Raw genomic sequence first — 16,454 nt, 5'->3', positions numbered from 1 at the left:
CCGGCATGCCTGCAGCGATCCGACCTCGGCGATCGCGGCGGCGACCTGCGATCCCAGATCGACACGCCGCGCGACCGCGGCCGGCAGCGGATCGGCGAAACCGGCCACCGCGTCGACCAGTTCGATGTCGAGTAGAACGGGCGAGCGCTCCAGAACCAGGGCCGCCACGTCCGGCAGGTCCGCGGACAGCGCGAGGATCACCTCGCGCGGCGCGTCGGCGCTGCGCGACAGCGCCTCGGCCAGCGCGCGCCGCACCTGGACGGCCGGGTCATCGAGCAGGATCGTCATCGCGGCCTCAGCCGCCTCGCGATCCGCCTCGGTCATTTCGGAATGGAGATAAGCCCGCGCCAGCGCGCTGGTTGCCTCGGCCCGCCGCGCCACCGGTGCGTCGGCCATCCATCGCAGAAACTGTTGTACGATCATGATGCGATAGTCTCCTGCCGCGCCGCATCGAGCGGCGACACAACCAGTGTGCGACAGAAACGCTTAAAGCTTCGTTCACCATAACGGAAAGCCGGTATCCGGCGTGCCGGTCGGCGGCAGCGGCCCTGCCGTGCCGGACCGGATGACCCGACAAAAAGCGCGCGCTCCGGGTGGAAGCCGCGCGCCTTGCAAATGGCTTGCAGGTCTCGCCTGCACAGATTTTCCTGCCCTGTCTCGCCTGCCCTGCGCGGGCGATGCCGGAAAGGGTCAGACCGGCGGCAGCAGGTCCTTCTGCTCGAGCGTCGGCCGGTAGTTGAGAAAGCCCGTCAGGTCCATCGGCTGCCCCTTGACGAGGCTGGCCGTACGGGTGGTGCCGGCTTCGGTGAGAATCCGCGAACGACGCTGGCTGTAGGCATCCGTCTGGTTGTCGGCCCGTGCCGCGGCGCGCTCGAGCGCCTCGGCCTGCCCTGCCTCCTGTGCCGCGAAGGCGGACGTGAAGCGCGAATCGAACGACACCCGCTTAGCCTCGACACCGTTGCGGAACAGCGCATGGAAGGGCGAGGACACATCGCTGGTCGCCGACCATGCGGTCAGGATCCGGCTCGTCGGGTCTCCCATCGCCAGCCCCTCGCCGGCCGGCTCCGTGCCCGTCGCGGCGGCGGCAATCGTCGTCGCGGCGGCGGCGCCGGGCTTGGCTTCGGGCAATGCGGCGACCTGGGTCGCGCCCGGCAGTGCCGGCATCGGGCCGCCATGCTTGGCAACGAGATTGGCATAGACCTCGGAGACGCTGCGCGCCCCGCCCCGGTCATAGAAGATCGGCTTGTTCGCCTTCGCCTGACGCGAGAAGACGCGGTCGGCGGCGAGGTCCGGCTGGCTCTGCGCAAGGCTGATCAGCTTGCGCGCCCCGCCCGCGCCGAGGAAGTGGGCAATGTAGAGCTCGCCCTCGCTCGGCGGACGGCCCAGCTTCTCGGTGAGATAGGCGGCGTTTTTCTGGGTCAGCTCTCCGGCCATGCGCGACGAGATCTCGGCATCGTTGCGCAGATCGAGGATCTTTGCCCGCATCGCCGGATCGGACACGCGGTACCGGCCGTTTGCCCCACGCTCGATATGTTCGGCATACTGGCCAAGGCCGTGCCGGCCGCCCGCCTCCTTGACGGTCTCCAGCCAGGTGCTTTCGATGAACTGGAACAGCCCGGTCGCACTCGAGGTGCGCGCCTTGGCCGTCTCGTCGAAATTGGATTCCCGCTTCGCGGTCTTGACCAGATACTCGAAGGATGCCCCGGTCGAGGTGCTCGCAGATTGAAAAGCTTGCTCGATCCTGGACGCGATCGAGAACGGTTCGGCGATTTTCATGCTCCGCTCTCCTGGCAACGCATGTCTTAGGATTTACTTAACACTCGTGAAGATTTGGTTAACGAGTGGTTAACGTCCGCTAAGGCCCGTTGCCCGTTGGGGTTTTGTGGCTTTAATCAGGAGAATCGATTCGCCGTTTTGGCGCCATTTCCTACGGTTCCACAGGGAGGACACCATGCCGGGCCTGCATTTCGAGGAATTCACCGTCGGCCACGTATTCCATCACGCGCTCACCCGCACGGTGACGGAGATGGACAACATGCTGTTTTCCAACATGACGCTGAACCCGCAGCCGCTCCACATCGACCGGCACTTCTGCGAAACGCAGACCGAATGGGGGCAGCCGCTGATGAACAGCCTGTTCACACTCGGCCTGATGATCGGCATCTCGGTCAATGACACGACCATCGGCACCACGATCGCCAATCTGGGCATGAACGACGTGAAGTTCCCTCACCCCCTGTTCCAGGGCGACAGCGTGCACTGCACGACCGAGGTGATCTCCAAGCGCGAATCGAAGTCGCGCCCCGACGCCGGCATCGTCGAGTTCGAGCACAAGGCCTTCAACCAGCATGACAAGCTCGTCGCCATCTGCCGGCGCCAGGCCTTCATGCGAAAGAAAGGCTGATCATGCGCTCGCTTCTCTTCGTTCCCGGCGACAGCGAGCGCAAGCTCGAAAAGGCCCTTGCGAGCGGCGCCGACGTGCTGCTTGTCGATCTTGAGGATTCGGTCGCGCTCGATGCCAAGCAGGCCGCGCGCGACATCACCGCCCGCTTTCTCACGGCCCAGCGCGAGGTTGCCAGCCGGCCGCGGCTCTATGTGCGGGTCAACGCCCTCGACACCGGCGAGACGGACGCGGACCTTGCGGCGGTGATGGCGGCCATGCCGGAGGGCATCATGCTGCCCAAATCCGTCTCCGGCGCGGATGTCCAGCACCTTGCCGCGAAGCTTGCCGTCCAGGAGGCGGAAAACGATATCCCCGACACACAGACCCGGATCCTCGCCGTCGCCACGGAAACCGCCGCCTCGCTCTTCAATCTGGGCACCTACCAGGGTGCGAGCCCGCGTCTGGAAGGGCTGACATGGGGCGCCGAAGACCTTTCGGCGGATATCGGGGCACTGGCCAGCCGCACGCCGGACGGCGCGTTCAGCGAGCCGTTCCGCCTCGCCCGCAATCTCTGCCTGTTCGGTGCGGTCGCGGCCGGCGCCGCGCCCATCGACACGGTTTTCACCAATTTCCGGGACATGGACGGATTGCGGGCGGAATCGCTTCAGGCGCTGCATGACGGCTTCACCGCGAAGATGGCGATCCATCCCGCCCAGGTGCCGGTGATCAACGAGGTCTTCACCCCGTCCGCCGCAGAGGTCGAAAAGGCGCGCGCGGTCATCAAGGCCTTCGCGGCGGCCGGCAACCCCGGCGTCGTCGGCCTCGACGGCGAGATGCTCGACCGTCCGCATCTGCGCCGCGCGGAAAAGGTGATTGCCCGCGCCGGGATGGCCTCCGCCTGAAACATGGCCGCATGAAACAGGGCGGCGAATGCCGTTCAACCGGCGATGTGCTGACCAGGAAAGACGCGGAAATCCGGTATCCGGTCCCGTTTCTTCCCGCCGTTTGTCACCAGGATTATGCGTTCACGGCCTAGGGAATTGCCGATAGCAGCAGGAAGACGGCGAAGATGCCGAGGTGCACGACCCCGTGCAGGATGGTCGTGCGCCCGGTGCCCAGTGTCAGGGTGCTGACAAACAGGGTCAGCACCAGCAGCACGATATCCTCCGGAACGAGGCCGAGAACGAGCGGCTTGCCCATGATCGCCGACACCGCCGCGACCACCGGAATGGTCATGCCGATGCTCGCCAGAGCGGAGCCCAGTACCAGGTTGATGCTGTTCTGCAACTGGTTGTGCAGCGCCGCGCGAACCGAGGCAATTCCCTCCGGCAAGAGCACGACGGCGGCAATCACCACGCCGACCACCGCCTGCGGCAGGCCCGCATGGGCGACCGCCGTATCGAGCGGATAGGACAGGATCTTGGCCAGCAGGATGACGATCAGCAGCGCTACCGGCAGCAGCACGGCGCTGACCAGCGTCACCGTCTTCGACGGCCCCTCGCCGGCCGTCTCGTCCGGATCAGCCATCTCCCCGCTCCTCACCTCCATGAAGTAGTCGCGGTGACGCACGGTCTGCACGAAGACGAAGGTGGCATAGAGCCCCAACGACACCGCGCCGATCACCAGAAGCTGCAGGATCGAGAACTGCCCCTGGCCTCCCGCCAGCACGAAATTCGGCAGCACCAGAGAGACGGTGGCAAGGGTACCCAGCACCGCCAGCGAGGCGGAGGCCGCGCTGAGCTGGAAGGATTGCTCGTGGTGGCGCTGGCCGCCGAACACCATACAGAAGCCGATCACCCCGTTGAGCACGATCATGATGGCGGAGAACACCGTGTCCCGCGCCACCTCCTCGTTCCCTTCCGCGTCCGAAAGCATGATCGAGACGATCAACGCCACCTCGATCACCGTGACGCAGACCGCCAGGATAATCGAACCGAAGGGTTCTCCGACCCGCGCCGCCAGCACTTCCGCATGATGCACGGAGGCAAAGACCGCCCCGCCGAGCAACACGGAAACGAGCCCCAGCACCGCACCGGAGTCTTCCGGCAGCACACCGGTCAGGACGAGCGCGAGAATGAAGGCGGCGGCGACCGGCACCAGCCAGGACCAGCGCGGAATGGAGCCATGGTTGGCGTGCGACATGAATTTCCCTCGTCAAAAACCGAATGAAACCGGCCCGCGCCGGTGCGTAATTCGGGTTTTCTAGCAGGAAAATCCGACAGGCCGGTTAACAGGCCGCCGCCCCAGGGTCTCCGGTCTCAGGCCTCAGACGTCAGGCCCTAGGCACTGGGTCGCTTCATCTGGAACACGGCGTCGACGACCGAGTAGTCCATGTAGCCAAGGCGGGCGAGCGGCCGGGCGCGGGTCACGTCGAAAAGCCCGTCCACCAGCACGCTTTCGTCGATATGCACGGCAACGACCTCGCCGAACACCACCCAGCTGTCGGCCGGCTGACCGTCCAGCCCGGCAAGGCGCAGGGTCTGCAGGTGGCGGCACTCGAACGCGGCCTTCGCCTCGGCAACGCGCGGGGTGCCGATCAGCGTCGATGCGGCGGGCGTGAGGCCCGCCTTCTCGAATTCCGAGACCCCGTGCGGATAGGGCGCCGAGGAAACGTTCATCGCGTCCTTCAGGTCTTCGCTCGCCAGGTTGAAGACGAACTCGCCGCTGGCATCGACATTGGTCACGCTGTCCTTGTAGCCGGACGAGGAGAACATCACGATCGGCGGCGTGTCGCACACGGCGTTGAAAAAGCTGTAGGGCGCAAGGTTCAGCACCCCCTCGGGCGAGCGGGTGGAGATCCAGCCGATCGGCCGCGGCGCGACGATCGCCTTGAACGGGTTGTGCGGCAGGCCGTGGCCCTTCGCGACTTCGTAGCTGTAGGTGCTCATGCGCCTGTCCACTCGCTGATCAAGCTGTCAAGATCGGGCCTGGGTCGCTCGCTCGGCGTCTCCGAGGGCGTGCCCAGGTGGACGAAGCCGGCGATCCGCTCCGCCTCGGCCAGCCCCAGCATTGCCGACACGTCGTCGTCGAAGGCCATCCACTCGGTCAGCCACTGGGCGGCAAAGCCGCTCGCATGGGCGGCGGTGACGAGGTTCATGCACACCGCGCCGACGCAAAGCTGCTGCTCCCAGACGGGGATCTTGGGATGGACGGCGGCGCGGCTGACGACCGCGACCACCAGGGGCGCACGGGTGAAGCGGGTTGCTTCCTGCTGGCGACGGTCCTCCGCCAGCGGCCCCTCCCGGGCCTCCAGCAGCGACACCAGGCGGTTGCCGAGGTCGGTGCGCGCCTCGCCCCTCAGAAGGACGAAGCGCCAGGGCACGAGCTTGCCGTGATCCGGCACGCGCGAGGCGGCTTGCAGGATGTCCCGCAGCGCCTCGCCCTCGGGCGCCGGCGCGATCAGGCTGACTGCCGGATGCGACCGGCGCGTCAGCAGCAGGCGCAAGGTTTCGGATTGCTCCGTCGTCATCGCATTTCCTTGATATCGGCCGTCGACCGGCGGTCGGGGCATGATGGAGGTGGGCTGAACTGGCAGCGTTTTTCACCTCAATGACCTAGTCAGGTTTTCGCCCCTGTCAATCATCCCATGCCCATCCGGCAAGATGACTTGAAATTGCCCCAGTTTTGGGGTGGAAACAGGTTCGACCAAAACGACGATGAAACGGTGGGGCATACCGGGCAATGCGGGTGACCAGGCTTATTGCATGCGCGCTGTGCGCCCTCGGGCTGGCGATCCAGCCGCTTTCCGCGCAGGACGTGGTCACGCCACAGGCAAAGCCAGGAGAACCGGGCGCTTCCGCGCCGAATGCGGCCTTGCCCGACGATCCCGCTCTGCTCAACGCTCCCGCCGCGCCCGATACGCCCCCGCCGCTTGGAAGTCTGCTCGGCGGCAACGCCGTGCCTGGCTCCTCCACCCCCGTCGTCCCCTATGCGCCGGCAATCACTCCGGACACCGGCATGCCCGGCCCCTCCACCCTGTCGCCGGTCTATCTGGTGGCCCGCCTTGCCGAGGACGGCCCGTCGCTGACCGACGGCGTGCGCTGGCGGGTTTATGCCAACACCCCGAACGACCAGGGCAAGCTCGAGCTGGTCGCGACAGCCCAGGGCGGCGATGCGGATTTCCGCCTCGCGCCGGGCGACTATTTCGTACACACCGCCTACGGCTATGCCGGCCGCACCAGCCGCATCGCCGTGCGCAACGGCCTGACCAGCCAGACGGTGATGCTCAATGCCGGCGGCATCAAGCTCGACGCGCAGTTCTCCGGCCAGCAGCCGATCCAGACCGGGCGCGTCGTCTTCGATATCTACGAGCGGGATTTCGACAGCCGCGGCGAGCGCAAGCTGGTCGCCGGCAACGTCAAGCCCGGCGCCATCGTCCGGCTGAACGCCGACACCTACCACGTGGTCAGCCGCTATGGCGCGGTCAACGCGACCGTGCGCGCCGACATTCGCGTCGAACCCGGCAAGCTGACCGAGGCAACCGTCTATCACAACGCCGCGCGCGTGACGCTGAAGCTCGTCAACCAGTCTGGCGGCGAGGCCATCGCCAACACCAAATGGTCGGTCCTCACACCTGGCGGCGACGTTGTCGTCGAGGGCACGGGCGCCTTCCCCGCTTTCATCCTGGCTGCCGGCGAATACCAAGTCATCGCCCGCAACGAGGACAAGCTCTATTCGCGCGAATTCGAGGTCAACACCGCCAACCACGGCGAAGTCGAGGTCCTGACCAGCTCACTGCTCAAGCAGTGATGCGGGCAATGTCCCTGTCGTCGTGATCCGGCGCAGGCGGCTGCGGTCGGCCCTGGGCCTCGGACGCGGGCGGGACGGCGCCATCGAGATCACCCGCTGATGCAGGTGCTCGATCATCGCCTTCTGGTCGCCGAAGGCGGCAAGTTCGGTGAAAGGGATGGGCGCGCCGACCCTGACCGGCAGGTCGCACCCCATGATGCGGCGAAACTCCCGGATATACATCGACAGGCGCAATGTCAGAGACAGCCGCGACACCAGGTGGAAGAGCGGCGAGTTCTGGCCGTCGAAATAGAGCGGGATCACCGTCGCCCGGCCGGCACGGATCATCTTCGCGGTAAAGGTCTTCCAGGGCAGTTCCCGCGCCCGGCCGAACGGCTTGTCCGCCGTCGCCACGCCGCCGCCCGGAAAGACGATGATGGTGACCCCCTCGGCGAGCAGGCGCAGCGCCTCCTGCCGGGTACGCATGTTGGTCCGCAGGGCCTCCGCCGTTTCCTCGAAGTCGATCGGCAGCGAATATGGCCGGATCTCCGGCGCTTTCAGCAGCTCGTTGTTGATGAGGATGCGGTAGGGCCGCTCGAGCCGCTCGGCCAGCGCCAGGATCGCCAGCCCGTCGCCGAGGCCATAGGGGTGGTTGGCAATCATCACCAGCGGTCCGCCGGGCAGGTCCTGCGGCGGCCAGTTGCCCTCCTCCACCACCACGTCGACGCCGATCAGCGCCAGCAGGTCGCTCCACTTGGTGGTCGAGGTGGCCGCGATGGCATCGCGCCAGTAGCGATAGTAGCCAAGCAGATAGGCCCGCCCCGACAGGGTCTCGATCACGCGGATCACGGAGCGCTTGAGCCAGGAATGCCCGTCGTTGGCGTAACTCAGTTCGGTCTCGTGCACCGGGCCGCCCTCGTGCCTGTCATCGGATCCCGCCGGCAGGCTCCCCGGCGACGCCTCGTCAATTTAGACGATTCTCGAAATGGGAATACTAGCCGGCATTCCATGACAGATCGGCGACAGGCCGGCCATGCCACGGTTGCCGACAGGCCAGCCCCGACGTGCTATAAATGGATCGAAGGAGAGATCAAGATGAGTTCGCGGGAAAAAGAAAAGCCGGTTACCGGATCCCGGGTGCAGAAACCGCCCCGCGACATCGGGTATGGCGTGTATCAGTACCTCGGGACACACCGCCAACCTGACTTGGCGACCGAAGCACCTCGGGAACTGCGCTCGATCAGGTCGTGGCCCGGCGGCGCGCGCACCGCTCAAGACCAGCGCCGCCCCAAGACGCTCGGCTTGCTTGCGGGGAAGTACACCCTTCCTGACGAGTTTTTCGACGATCTGAGCGAACAGGAACTTCAGGCCTGGAATGCCGGATCACCTGATTGACACTCACGTTTTCATCTGGGCCTTGTCCGCGCCGGGGAACCTGAGCGAAGTAGCGCGCAGCATTGTAGAGGACCCGGGAAGCGCGACCTTCGTCAGCGCGATCAGCGCTTATGAAATCGTCCTGAAACACCGTCTTGGCAAGCTCGGCGAGGCGGCCGGCTGGATCAACGGCATGTCTCGTCTGATCGTGGAAAGCGGCTTTGACCCGCTTCCGGTCACCTTCGAGCAAGCACAGACGGCGGCTTCGTTTACCGATGCACATCGTGACCCGTTCGACCGGATGCTTGCCGCTCAGGCAAACAATCTCGGCCTCATTCTCGTTTCTCGCGACGAGAAACTCGACCTGTTCACGGACCTACGTCGCTGGTAGCACAATGCTGTGAGCCGCGCTGTGAACGCGGCTCACAGGTTATCCGGTTCAGTCCGCGCCGCGCTTCAGGTCCGGCGCGACGGCCTCCTCGCGCAGGGCGGCGATCGCCTCGTCGAGTCCCATCGCGCTCTGGTGCTGCGACCCGAGCCGGCGGATGTTGACCGTCCGCTCCTCCGCCTCGCGCTTGCCGCACACGACGATCACCGGCACCTTGGCCAGCGAATGCTCGCGGACCTTGTAGTTGATCTTCTCGTTCCTGAGGTCGATATCGGCCCGCAGCCCCGCCTTCTTCATCGCCGCCAGCACCTCGCGGGCATAATCGTCCGCGTCCGAGGTGATGGTGGTGACGATGACCTGGCTCGGCGCGAGCCAAAGCGGGAAGTGACCTGCGAAGTTCTCGATCAGGATGCCGAGGAACCGCTCCATCGAGCCGCAGATCGCCCGGTGGATCATCACCGGCGTCTTCTTCTCGCCGTCCTTGTCGACATAGAACGCACCGAAGCGCTCCGGCAGGTTGAAGTCGACCTGGGTGGTGCCGCACTGCCATTCCCGGCCGATCGCATCGCGCAGGGTGTACTCGAACTTCGGCCCGTAGAAGGCACCCTCGCCCGGCAGGATGTCGGTCTTGATGCGGCCGCCGGACTGCTCGGCGATCTGCGTCAGGACTTTTTCCATGACCGCTTCGGCATGGTCCCAAAGGTCATCCGAACCGACCCGCTTCTCCGGCCGGGTGGAGAGCTTCACGACGATCTCGTTGAAGCCGAAATCCTCGTAGACCGACAGGATCAGGTCGTTGATCTTCAGGCATTCCGCCGCCATCTGCTCCTCGGTGCAGAAGATGTGGGCGTCGTCCTGGGTGAAGCCGCGCACGCGCATCAGGCCGTGCATGGCGCCGGACGGCTCATAGCGGTGCACCGCCCCGAACTCGGCCATGCGCAACGGCAGGTCGCGGTAGCTCTTCAGCCCGTGCTTGAAGATCTGCACGTGTCCCGGACAGTTCATCGGCTTCAGCGCGAACAGGCGCGTGTCCTCGGCTTCCGGGTCGGCGCATTGCACGGAGAACATGTTCTCCTTGTACCAGCCCCAGTGACCGGAGGTCTCCCAAAGCGAGGTGTCGAGGATCTGCGGCGCGTTGACCTCGTCATAGTCCTCGTCGAGCCGGCGGCGCATGTAGGCGACAAGGCTCTGGAACAGGTTCCAGCCCTTGGCATGCCAGAACACGACGCCCGGCCCCTCCTCCTGGAAATGGAAGAGATCCATCTCCCGGCCGAGCTTGCGGTGGTCGCGCTTCTCCGCCTCCTCCAGCATGTGGAGATAGGCCTTCATCTCGGCCTCGTTCGCCCAGGCGGTGCCGTAGATGCGGGTCAGCATCTCGTTGTCGCTGTCGCCGCGCCAATAGGCGCCGGCCACCCGCATCAGGCGGAAGGCATCGCCGATCTGGCGGGTGGTCGCCATATGCGGCCCCCGGCACATGTCGAGCCAGTCGCCCTGACGGTAGATCTTGACGTCCTCGCCGGGAGGAATCGCGTCGAGCAGCTCGACCTTGTAGATCTCGCCCTTCTCCTCGAAGTGGCGCCTGGCGTCGTCGCGCGACCAGACCTCGCGGACGAAGGCATCGCCGCGCTGGATGATCTCGCGCATCTTCTTCTCGATGACCGGCAGGTCCTCGGGCGTGAAGGGCCAGTTCTCTCCGGAATTGGAGTGGACGCGCTTGAAGTCGTAATAGAAGCCGTTCTCGATCACCGGTCCGATGGTGACCTGCGTTCCCGGCCACAGCGCCTGCACGGCCTCGGCCATGACATGGGCCGCGTCGTGGCGGATCAGCTCCAGCGCGCGCGGGTCCTCGCGGGTGACGATCTCCAGCCGTGCGTCGCGCTCGATCGGCAACGACAGGTCGGCGAGTTCGCCGTCAAGGGTCACGGCCACGGCCTTCTTGGCCAGCGACTTGGAGATACCGGCGGCGATCTCGGCGCCGGTGACGCCGGGCGCGAAGTCGCGAACCGAATTGTCGGGGAAGGTCAGATGGATCATGTCTGTCTCCTGCTCACTCCTGCAAACAAGGCAGGTAAGCGGTTCGGTGTTTTGGGAGCGGCAACCCTTAAGAGATTTGTCGCGGATCGGCAAGCACCGGCCGGTTTCAGGTGCCGGCAAGCGGCGGCGGCCGGCGGCGGATCGGCTGCGACTTGACGATGGAGGTGCTCGTCTCGGCCTTGTCGGCGATCTTGTCGAGGATGCCGTCAAGCTCGTCAATCGAAGGCAGCACCAGCCGCACGACGAAGCAATCCTCGCCCGTCACCTTGTCGCATTCGCAGAATTCCGGCGTTTCCTCGATGTGTCGCTGGACGATGTGCAGCTTGCCCGGCAGCGGCCGGATGCGAACGATGGCCTGCAATCCGTAGCCCAGCGCCTTCGGGTCGATATCGACGGTGAAACCGCGGATGACCCCGCGCTCCTGCAACCGGCGGATCCGCTCCGAGACCCCGGGCGAGGACAGGCCGACACGTCCGGCAAGCTCCTTCAGCGACATGCGGGCATCGTCGATCAGGGCTTCGACAATGCGGCGATCAATGTCGTCTATCATAGAAACCTCCTGAAAACTTCATGATCACCTTACAATAAAAGGCCAATACGTCAATTCACCTTACTCATCCGATGGAAACCGTACGCCGGCGGAGCGATTGTGGTGGCACATGTTCTCAGGAGATTCCAATGGACAAGACCCTGCGCGGCGCCACCGAAATGATCGCCGCGATGACCATCCTCGGCTCGATCGGCTGGTTCGTCATCATCTCCGGCCAGCCGGCCATTGATGTCGTCTTCTGGCGCTGCGTCTTCGGCGCGCTGGCGCTGCTTGTCATCTGCGGACTGCAAGGCGCGCTGCGGCACCGGCTGACCTGGCGGACCGCCGGCCTCGCCGCGCTTGGCGGCGTTGCCATCGTCGTCAACTGGGCCATGCTGTTCAGCGCCTATGGCCAGGCCTCGATCTCGATCGCGACGGCGGTCTACAACATGCAGCCCTTCATCCTGGTCGGCTTCGGTGCGCTGTTCCTGTCCGAAAGGATCACCGCGACCAAGCTCGGCTGGCTGGCCATCGCCTTTGCGGGCGTGGTGATGATCGTCCAGGCAAGGCCCGATACCGGCTACACCGGCGCCAACTATGCGCTCGGCATCGCCCTCGCCCTCGGCGCCGCCTTCTTCTGGGCGCTCGCCGCGCTGATCACCAAGAAGCTGAGCGGCACGCCGCCGCACCTGATTGCGCTGATCCAGGTCGGCGTCGGCATCGCCATGCTCGCCCCCTTCGCCAGTTGGGCCGAACCGCCGCAAGGCCCCGCCGCCTGGGGCGCGCTGGTCACGCTTGGCGTGGTTCATACCGGTCTCATGTACACGCTGATGTACGGGGCGGTGCAGAAGCTGCCGACCTATCTCCAGGGCGCGTTCTCGTTCGTCTACCCGGTCGTCGCCATCCTGGTCGACCATCTTGCCTTCGGCCACAGGCTGCAGCCTGTCCAGATCGCCGGCGCGGCCGCCATCATCATCGCCGCCGCCGGGCTCACCTTCGGCTGGCGGCTGCTCGGGCGACGGCGACAGGCGCAGGCCTCGTGAACGGACGGGACCTCCGGCCCCTCACCTTGCCTCGATGCGGCGCACGAACCAGCGCACCAGCCGTTCCCAGACCGCGTCCTTCTCGGCGGAATCCTCCACACCGTGGTCGAGATTCGGGTTGTCGTTCACCTCGATGACGACAACCCGGTCGCCGAAGGACTTGAGATCGACGCCATAGAACCCCTCGCCGATCAGGCTCGCCGCGCGCACCGCGGTTTCCACCACCGCCGGCGGCGTCTCGGCCAGCGACACGGACCGGAAACTTCCCTCCTTCGCCTGCTTGCCGTCCTCGTGCTTGACGATCTGCCAGTGCTTCTTGGCCATCAGGTATTGCACGGCAAAGAGCGGCTCCCCGTCGAGCACGCCGATGCGCCAGTCGAACTCGGTCGGGCAATATTCCTGCGCGATGATGATATCGCTGTCGTCGAGCAGTTCCTTCAGCTTTTCCGCGATCGCCGTCTCGCCGGCAACGCGGAAGACGCCCCGGCTGAAGGAGCCGTCGGGGATCTTCAGCACAACGGGCGAACCGAGCCGCGCTTCCAGCCCCGCCGCTTCCTTGACGTTCGACAGGATCGCGGTTTTCGGAATCGGGATGCCGTGCGATTCCATCAGCTCCGCCAGATAGACCTTGTTGGTGCAGCGGATCATCGACACCGGATCGTCGATCACCGGCATGCCTTCCTGCACCGCACGCCGGGCGAAACGGTAGGTGTGGTTGTCGATATTGGTCGTCTCGCGGATGAACAACGCGTCATATTGCGCCAGCCGGTCGAGGTCGCCCTTGCCGATGGGCACAAGCTCGACGCCCTGGCGCGCCGCAACCTTGGCCATGTGCCGCAGCGAGGCCTGGGCCGAAGGCGGCAGCTCCTCCTTCGGGTTCGACAGGACGGCCAGCGCGTGTTTCATCGGCACGCGCTGCTTCGGCGCCCGCCAGGCCCGGTGGGTGTAGCGCTCCAGGCTCTCCATCATGAAGGCGCGGGCATCCGCCTCCAGTTCCGAGACCGGGACGACGCGGATGCGGGTGATCGCACGCCACTGGCCGGCGGCCACGCTGACCTCGAGGATCGGCGCCCGGTACCAGTCGAAGAGCAGCCGGGCAAACGGCTCCAGCGCGGCAATCGCGGTATGGCCGAGACACACCAGAATGCGCTCGCCCGCCTCCGCCGCCCCTGGCTTGCCCAGGCATCGGTTGAGGCTGTCCTCAAGCTCGGGAAGCGCGTGCCGGTAGAGCCCCTTGCGCGACAATTCGATCATCGTCTCGACATTCGGCAGCACGCGGTGCTGGCGTGCCTCGGCGAGAAGCGAGGCATAATAGCCCGCTCCCTGGTAGGAATAGGAACGCGACAGGTTGATGATATTGGGATGCGTGCCGGTGAAGAGCTTCGGGCGCATCATGTAGTCGCGCACGCTCATCACCTTGTGCGGCGTGTCGGCGTTGGAGACATCCTTTGCGTTGTCGACAAGAACAACCCATGTGGCCATCGTGGCTCAGCCCTTTCTCAAGATGATCTGCGCACGCACGGGCGGCTTCCCCCAGCGTGCCATGCGCTCGAATTCGGCATCCGGCACCGGCAGGTTGGCCGCGTCCTGCGGCGTCTCGTAGCCCTCATATCCAAGCCAGGGGTCATGGATGAAAAGGTGGCCCGCATCCTCGCCCTGGACAAGCACCCAGTGCGGGCCTCGCCGTCCAAGCATCCGGTATTCGGAAATCAGCACGATTGCCAGCGCACCCCCGGCCAGTTCCCGTGCAAGGTCGCGGGCGCAGAGCTGTTCCTCGCTGACCGCGATGCCGAGCCCCGCCGCCTCGGCCCGGTAGTCGTCCTGGACGATCTCCATGACCCGCCGCTTGTCGGGATCGCGCACAGACGAGATGAACAGGTGGCCCGGCGGCGTCAGCCGCACCTCGGCGCGCAGGCCCCTCCGCGCCGCGGCGACCGCCAGCCCGAAGGGGCCGCAGCCGCCATGCCCCGAGGCGAGATAGATTGTCGTCGCCTCCCGCCACAGGCGCAGTTCCAGCCGCTCGCCGGTCTCGGTCTGCGGATCGAAATGCTTCAGTGCCATCATCAGGCAGGAGGGTCCGCAGGTGAATTCCGTCGTCTGCGCGAAATAGGGAACCACCGACCTTTGCGCCGCCGCGTCGCGCAGCGGTTTTTCCATGCGCAGCGCCGCGCAGCCGTCCTCGTAATAGTTCGCGACACGGCCATGGGCGCGATAGCCGGCGCTTTCATAAAGACGCCGGGCCGGCGCGTTGTCCTCGCGAACCTCCAGCCTGAGCACGATCCGGTCGCGGGCGAAGGCATCCGCCTCGGCCGCCGCCAAAAGGGCACGCGCATGGCCGCGGCCACGCATTTCCGGTATCATTGCGAAGGAATAGAGCCGGGCAAGCGCGGTGCCGCTGCGAAACAGCAGCAGGGCATAGCCGGCCGGCCGGCCGTCGAGGCTCGCCAGGATGCAGGACGCTCCGGCGCTTTCCAGAAACCGGCGGAACGAGCGCCGCGAGATCCTGTCCTGCGTGAAGCAGGAATTCTCGATGTCGAGAAGCGCGGAAAGGTCGTCAGGCGTTGCCGGGCGCAGGGCCAGCCCTGCGCCATCGGGAGTGCCCGAGGGAATGTCCAAGGAAATGTCCAAGTCCGGGTCCCCCGGAGACGGCTTGCGGGAACTGGTCTGCGGTTCCGCTGCGCATGGCCGGGCATGAAACCGCCGGCATCCGGCGCGATCGCGGAGCGGATGGCGACACGACCGGCAATGTGTCCGCGAAGCCTGCAACATCGATAGCGACCGCGTCAATTATCCGCATTCGAGGCGGCCGTCTTCAACACGTTTCGCATGGCTTTCGCGAAAATTGCATGACGCAAGGCAATGACGCCGGCTAACCGGCCGCGCCAGCCGTCAGTCGAGCCGCGTCGCCGGATCGATATGGCCCGAGGTCCAGTGGCCATAGCGCCATGGCAGGTACCAGCGCGCCCTCTCCGGCAGGTGTTCGGGAACCGGATCGAAGCCGCTCCCCCCGCCCGGCCTGCAGCGTTGCAGGCGGGCAAGGCCGATCCACAAGCCGGCCCAGAGCCCGTGGCGGAGGATGGCGTCGGTCATGTAGCCCGAGCAGCTCGGCGCATAGCGGCACGAGCGCCCGATAAAGGCGGACAGCGTCAGCTGGTAGGCCCGGATCAGCAGCAGCACGGCTCGCGCCAGGGCACCGGGCGGACGGGTGTCCGCACGGGCCGCATGATCGTGGTGGGAACACATGGCGACACCTCACGCCCGGCGGCCTGGAAATCCGCCCGTCGGCGCCCCTTGTCTCAGGCGGCCGCCTCGTCGCCGCGCCGCGCCTCGATCTGCTCGGCCGCATCGACGACCGCCTCGAAGGCCAGCAGGGTGGAGGCATGCCGCGCCTTGAAGTCGCGCACCGGCTGCAGCACCTCCGCCTCGGCGAAACGGCCGTCCGGCGGCGACCCGTTTTCCTTCAGCATCGCCCGCATCTGGTCGCGCGCGCGCCGCAGTTCTTCGAGCTTCGCGCCGATCACATTGCGCGCCACGACCGCCGCCGCCGCCTGACCGAGAGCGCAGGCTTTGACGTCCTGCGTGAAATCGGTCACAACTCCTTTTTGCATCTTTAGGTCGACAATGACGGTCGAACCACACAACTTGGAGTGAGCCTTGGCGGAAGCATCGGGGGCATCGAGGCGGCCAAGACGGGGAATGTTGCCGGCGAGTTCGAGAATTTTGGCGTTGTAGATATCGTCGAGCATTAAGCGCCTCTTCAAGAAAGCGTGACGCAGGCGATCCGGCTTCACAGCCCTTCAGCATTTCTTATATAGGGTGGAACGCAGGAAAGAAATGGACACAGGTGCCGCAAGAGCCGACCGGGCGGGCGAGGTCGTGAAAAACTGCCGCAATTCAAACAATCTGGCGTGCGATCCCGTCTCCGCCGAGACGGCCCGGAAGAAGCGGTCCGCGTGGTCCGAACACTCGGGAAAT

17 protein-coding genes and 1 pseudogene are annotated in these 16,454 nt (G+C 65.7%); 6 read left to right on the top strand and 12 right to left on the bottom strand.

The annotated features are described in order from the left end of the window. Positions 1-423: pseudogene (locus ACN0T5_RS15550) on the bottom strand (hypothetical protein); the annotation flags it as partial. 267 nt (positions 424-690) lie between these two features. Then, the gene (locus ACN0T5_RS15545) at positions 691-1,776 is read right to left on the bottom strand and encodes a lytic transglycosylase domain-containing protein (protein ID WP_417769520.1); all 1,086 of its coding nucleotides are present in this window, start codon (positions 1,774-1,776) and stop codon (positions 691-693) included. 175 nt (positions 1,777-1,951) lie between these two features. Between ACN0T5_RS15545 and ACN0T5_RS15540 the strand changes: the two genes are divergently transcribed. Together ACN0T5_RS15540 and ACN0T5_RS15535 are read left to right on the top strand one after the other, a co-directional pair. Continuing rightward, positions 1,952-2,404, top strand: coding sequence for a MaoC family dehydratase (locus ACN0T5_RS15540; protein WP_417769519.1), 453 nt, complete (start codon positions 1,952-1,954; stop codon positions 2,402-2,404). A 2-nt stretch (positions 2,405-2,406) separates the two neighbouring features. After that, positions 2,407-3,285, top strand: coding sequence for an HpcH/HpaI aldolase/citrate lyase family protein (locus ACN0T5_RS15535; RefSeq protein ID WP_417769518.1), 879 nt, complete (start codon positions 2,407-2,409; stop codon positions 3,283-3,285). A gap of 130 nt (positions 3,286-3,415) precedes the next feature. On the opposite strand, the gene ACN0T5_RS15530 is transcribed toward ACN0T5_RS15535, so the two are convergent. The 3 genes from ACN0T5_RS15530 to ACN0T5_RS15520 form a co-directional block, all read right to left on the bottom strand. Beyond that, entirely contained in the window at positions 3,416-4,525 is a 1,110-nt protein-coding gene (locus tag ACN0T5_RS15530) for a calcium:proton antiporter (RefSeq protein ID WP_417769517.1), read from the bottom strand. 137 nt (positions 4,526-4,662) lie between these two features. Next, positions 4,663-5,271: a flavin reductase family protein gene (locus ACN0T5_RS15525; RefSeq protein WP_417769516.1), complete on the bottom strand. Its 609-nt coding sequence runs from the start codon at positions 5,269-5,271 to the stop codon at positions 4,663-4,665. Next, positions 5,268-5,852 carry a nitroreductase gene (locus ACN0T5_RS15520; RefSeq protein ID WP_417769515.1) on the bottom strand — a complete coding sequence of 195 codons (585 nt, stop codon included), beginning with the start codon at positions 5,850-5,852 and terminating at the stop codon, positions 5,268-5,270. The genes ACN0T5_RS15525 and ACN0T5_RS15520 overlap by 4 nt, the downstream gene beginning before the upstream one ends. Before the next feature lie 212 nt (positions 5,853-6,064). Here ACN0T5_RS15520 and ACN0T5_RS15515 point away from each other — a divergent pair, with 212 nt between their 5' ends. Then, on the top strand, positions 6,065-7,132 hold the full coding sequence (locus ACN0T5_RS15515; RefSeq protein ID WP_417769514.1) for a hypothetical protein: 1,068 nt from the start codon (positions 6,065-6,067) through the stop codon (positions 7,130-7,132). Here the strand turns inward: ACN0T5_RS15515 and ACN0T5_RS15510 are convergent. Next, positions 7,115-8,017: a lysophospholipid acyltransferase family protein gene (locus ACN0T5_RS15510; protein WP_417769513.1), complete on the bottom strand. Its 903-nt coding sequence runs from the start codon at positions 8,015-8,017 to the stop codon at positions 7,115-7,117. The two genes, ACN0T5_RS15515 and ACN0T5_RS15510, sit on opposite strands and share 18 nt — an antisense overlap. Before the next feature lie 189 nt (positions 8,018-8,206). Between ACN0T5_RS15510 and ACN0T5_RS15505 the strand changes: the two genes are divergently transcribed. Together ACN0T5_RS15505 and ACN0T5_RS15500 are read left to right on the top strand one after the other, a co-directional pair. Continuing rightward, positions 8,207-8,506, top strand: a complete 300-nt coding sequence (locus ACN0T5_RS15505; protein ID WP_417769512.1) for a hypothetical protein — start codon at positions 8,207-8,209, stop codon at positions 8,504-8,506. Continuing rightward, positions 8,487-8,876 carry a type II toxin-antitoxin system VapC family toxin gene (locus tag ACN0T5_RS15500; protein WP_417769511.1) on the top strand — a complete coding sequence of 130 codons (390 nt, stop codon included), beginning with the start codon at positions 8,487-8,489 and terminating at the stop codon, positions 8,874-8,876. The genes ACN0T5_RS15505 and ACN0T5_RS15500 overlap by 20 nt, the downstream gene beginning before the upstream one ends. A 48-nt stretch (positions 8,877-8,924) precedes the next feature. Here ACN0T5_RS15500 and thrS read toward each other — a convergent pair whose 3' ends face one another. Continuing rightward, positions 8,925-10,907, bottom strand: coding sequence for a threonine--tRNA ligase (gene thrS / locus ACN0T5_RS15495; RefSeq protein WP_417769510.1), 1,983 nt, complete (start codon positions 10,905-10,907; stop codon positions 8,925-8,927). Positions 10,908-11,013: 106 nt separating this feature from the next. Next, complete coding sequence (locus ACN0T5_RS15490) at positions 11,014-11,457, bottom strand: Lrp/AsnC family transcriptional regulator (RefSeq protein ID WP_417769509.1); 444 nt, start codon at positions 11,455-11,457, stop codon at positions 11,014-11,016. Positions 11,458-11,585: 128 nt separating this feature from the next. On the opposite strand from ACN0T5_RS15490, the gene ACN0T5_RS15485 reads away from it, so the two are divergent. Next, positions 11,586-12,479: a DMT family transporter gene (locus tag ACN0T5_RS15485; RefSeq protein WP_417769508.1), complete on the top strand. Its 894-nt coding sequence runs from the start codon at positions 11,586-11,588 to the stop codon at positions 12,477-12,479. A 21-nt stretch (positions 12,480-12,500) separates the two neighbouring features. Here ACN0T5_RS15485 and ACN0T5_RS15480 read toward each other — a convergent pair whose 3' ends face one another. The 4 genes from ACN0T5_RS15480 to ACN0T5_RS15465 all read right to left on the bottom strand — a co-directional run bounded on the left by ACN0T5_RS15480 (position 12,501) and on the right by ACN0T5_RS15465 (position 16,225). Next, complete coding sequence (locus tag ACN0T5_RS15480) at positions 12,501-13,961, bottom strand: RimK family protein (RefSeq protein WP_417769507.1); 1,461 nt, start codon at positions 13,959-13,961, stop codon at positions 12,501-12,503. A 6-nt stretch (positions 13,962-13,967) separates the two neighbouring features. After that, a complete protein-coding gene (locus ACN0T5_RS15475) occupies positions 13,968-15,107 on the bottom strand; it encodes a peptidase C39 family protein (RefSeq protein ID WP_417769506.1) in 1,140 nt (379 codons plus the stop codon). Between the two features lie 261 nt (positions 15,108-15,368). Then, positions 15,369-15,722, bottom strand: a complete 354-nt coding sequence (yidD, locus tag ACN0T5_RS15470) for a membrane protein insertion efficiency factor YidD (RefSeq protein WP_417769505.1) — start codon at positions 15,720-15,722, stop codon at positions 15,369-15,371. Positions 15,723-15,775: 53 nt separating this feature from the next. After that, positions 15,776-16,225, bottom strand: a complete 450-nt coding sequence (locus tag ACN0T5_RS15465; protein ID WP_417769504.1) for an iron-sulfur cluster assembly scaffold protein — start codon at positions 16,223-16,225, stop codon at positions 15,776-15,778. Between the last annotated feature and the right edge of the window lie 229 nt (positions 16,226-16,454).

The organism is Stappia sp. (assembly GCF_048261845.1).
Lineage (GTDB): Bacteria > Pseudomonadota > Alphaproteobacteria > Rhizobiales > Stappiaceae > Stappia.
Note: the sequence above shows the minus strand (reverse complement) of the source record. Positions and strands in the feature narration are given on the sequence as shown.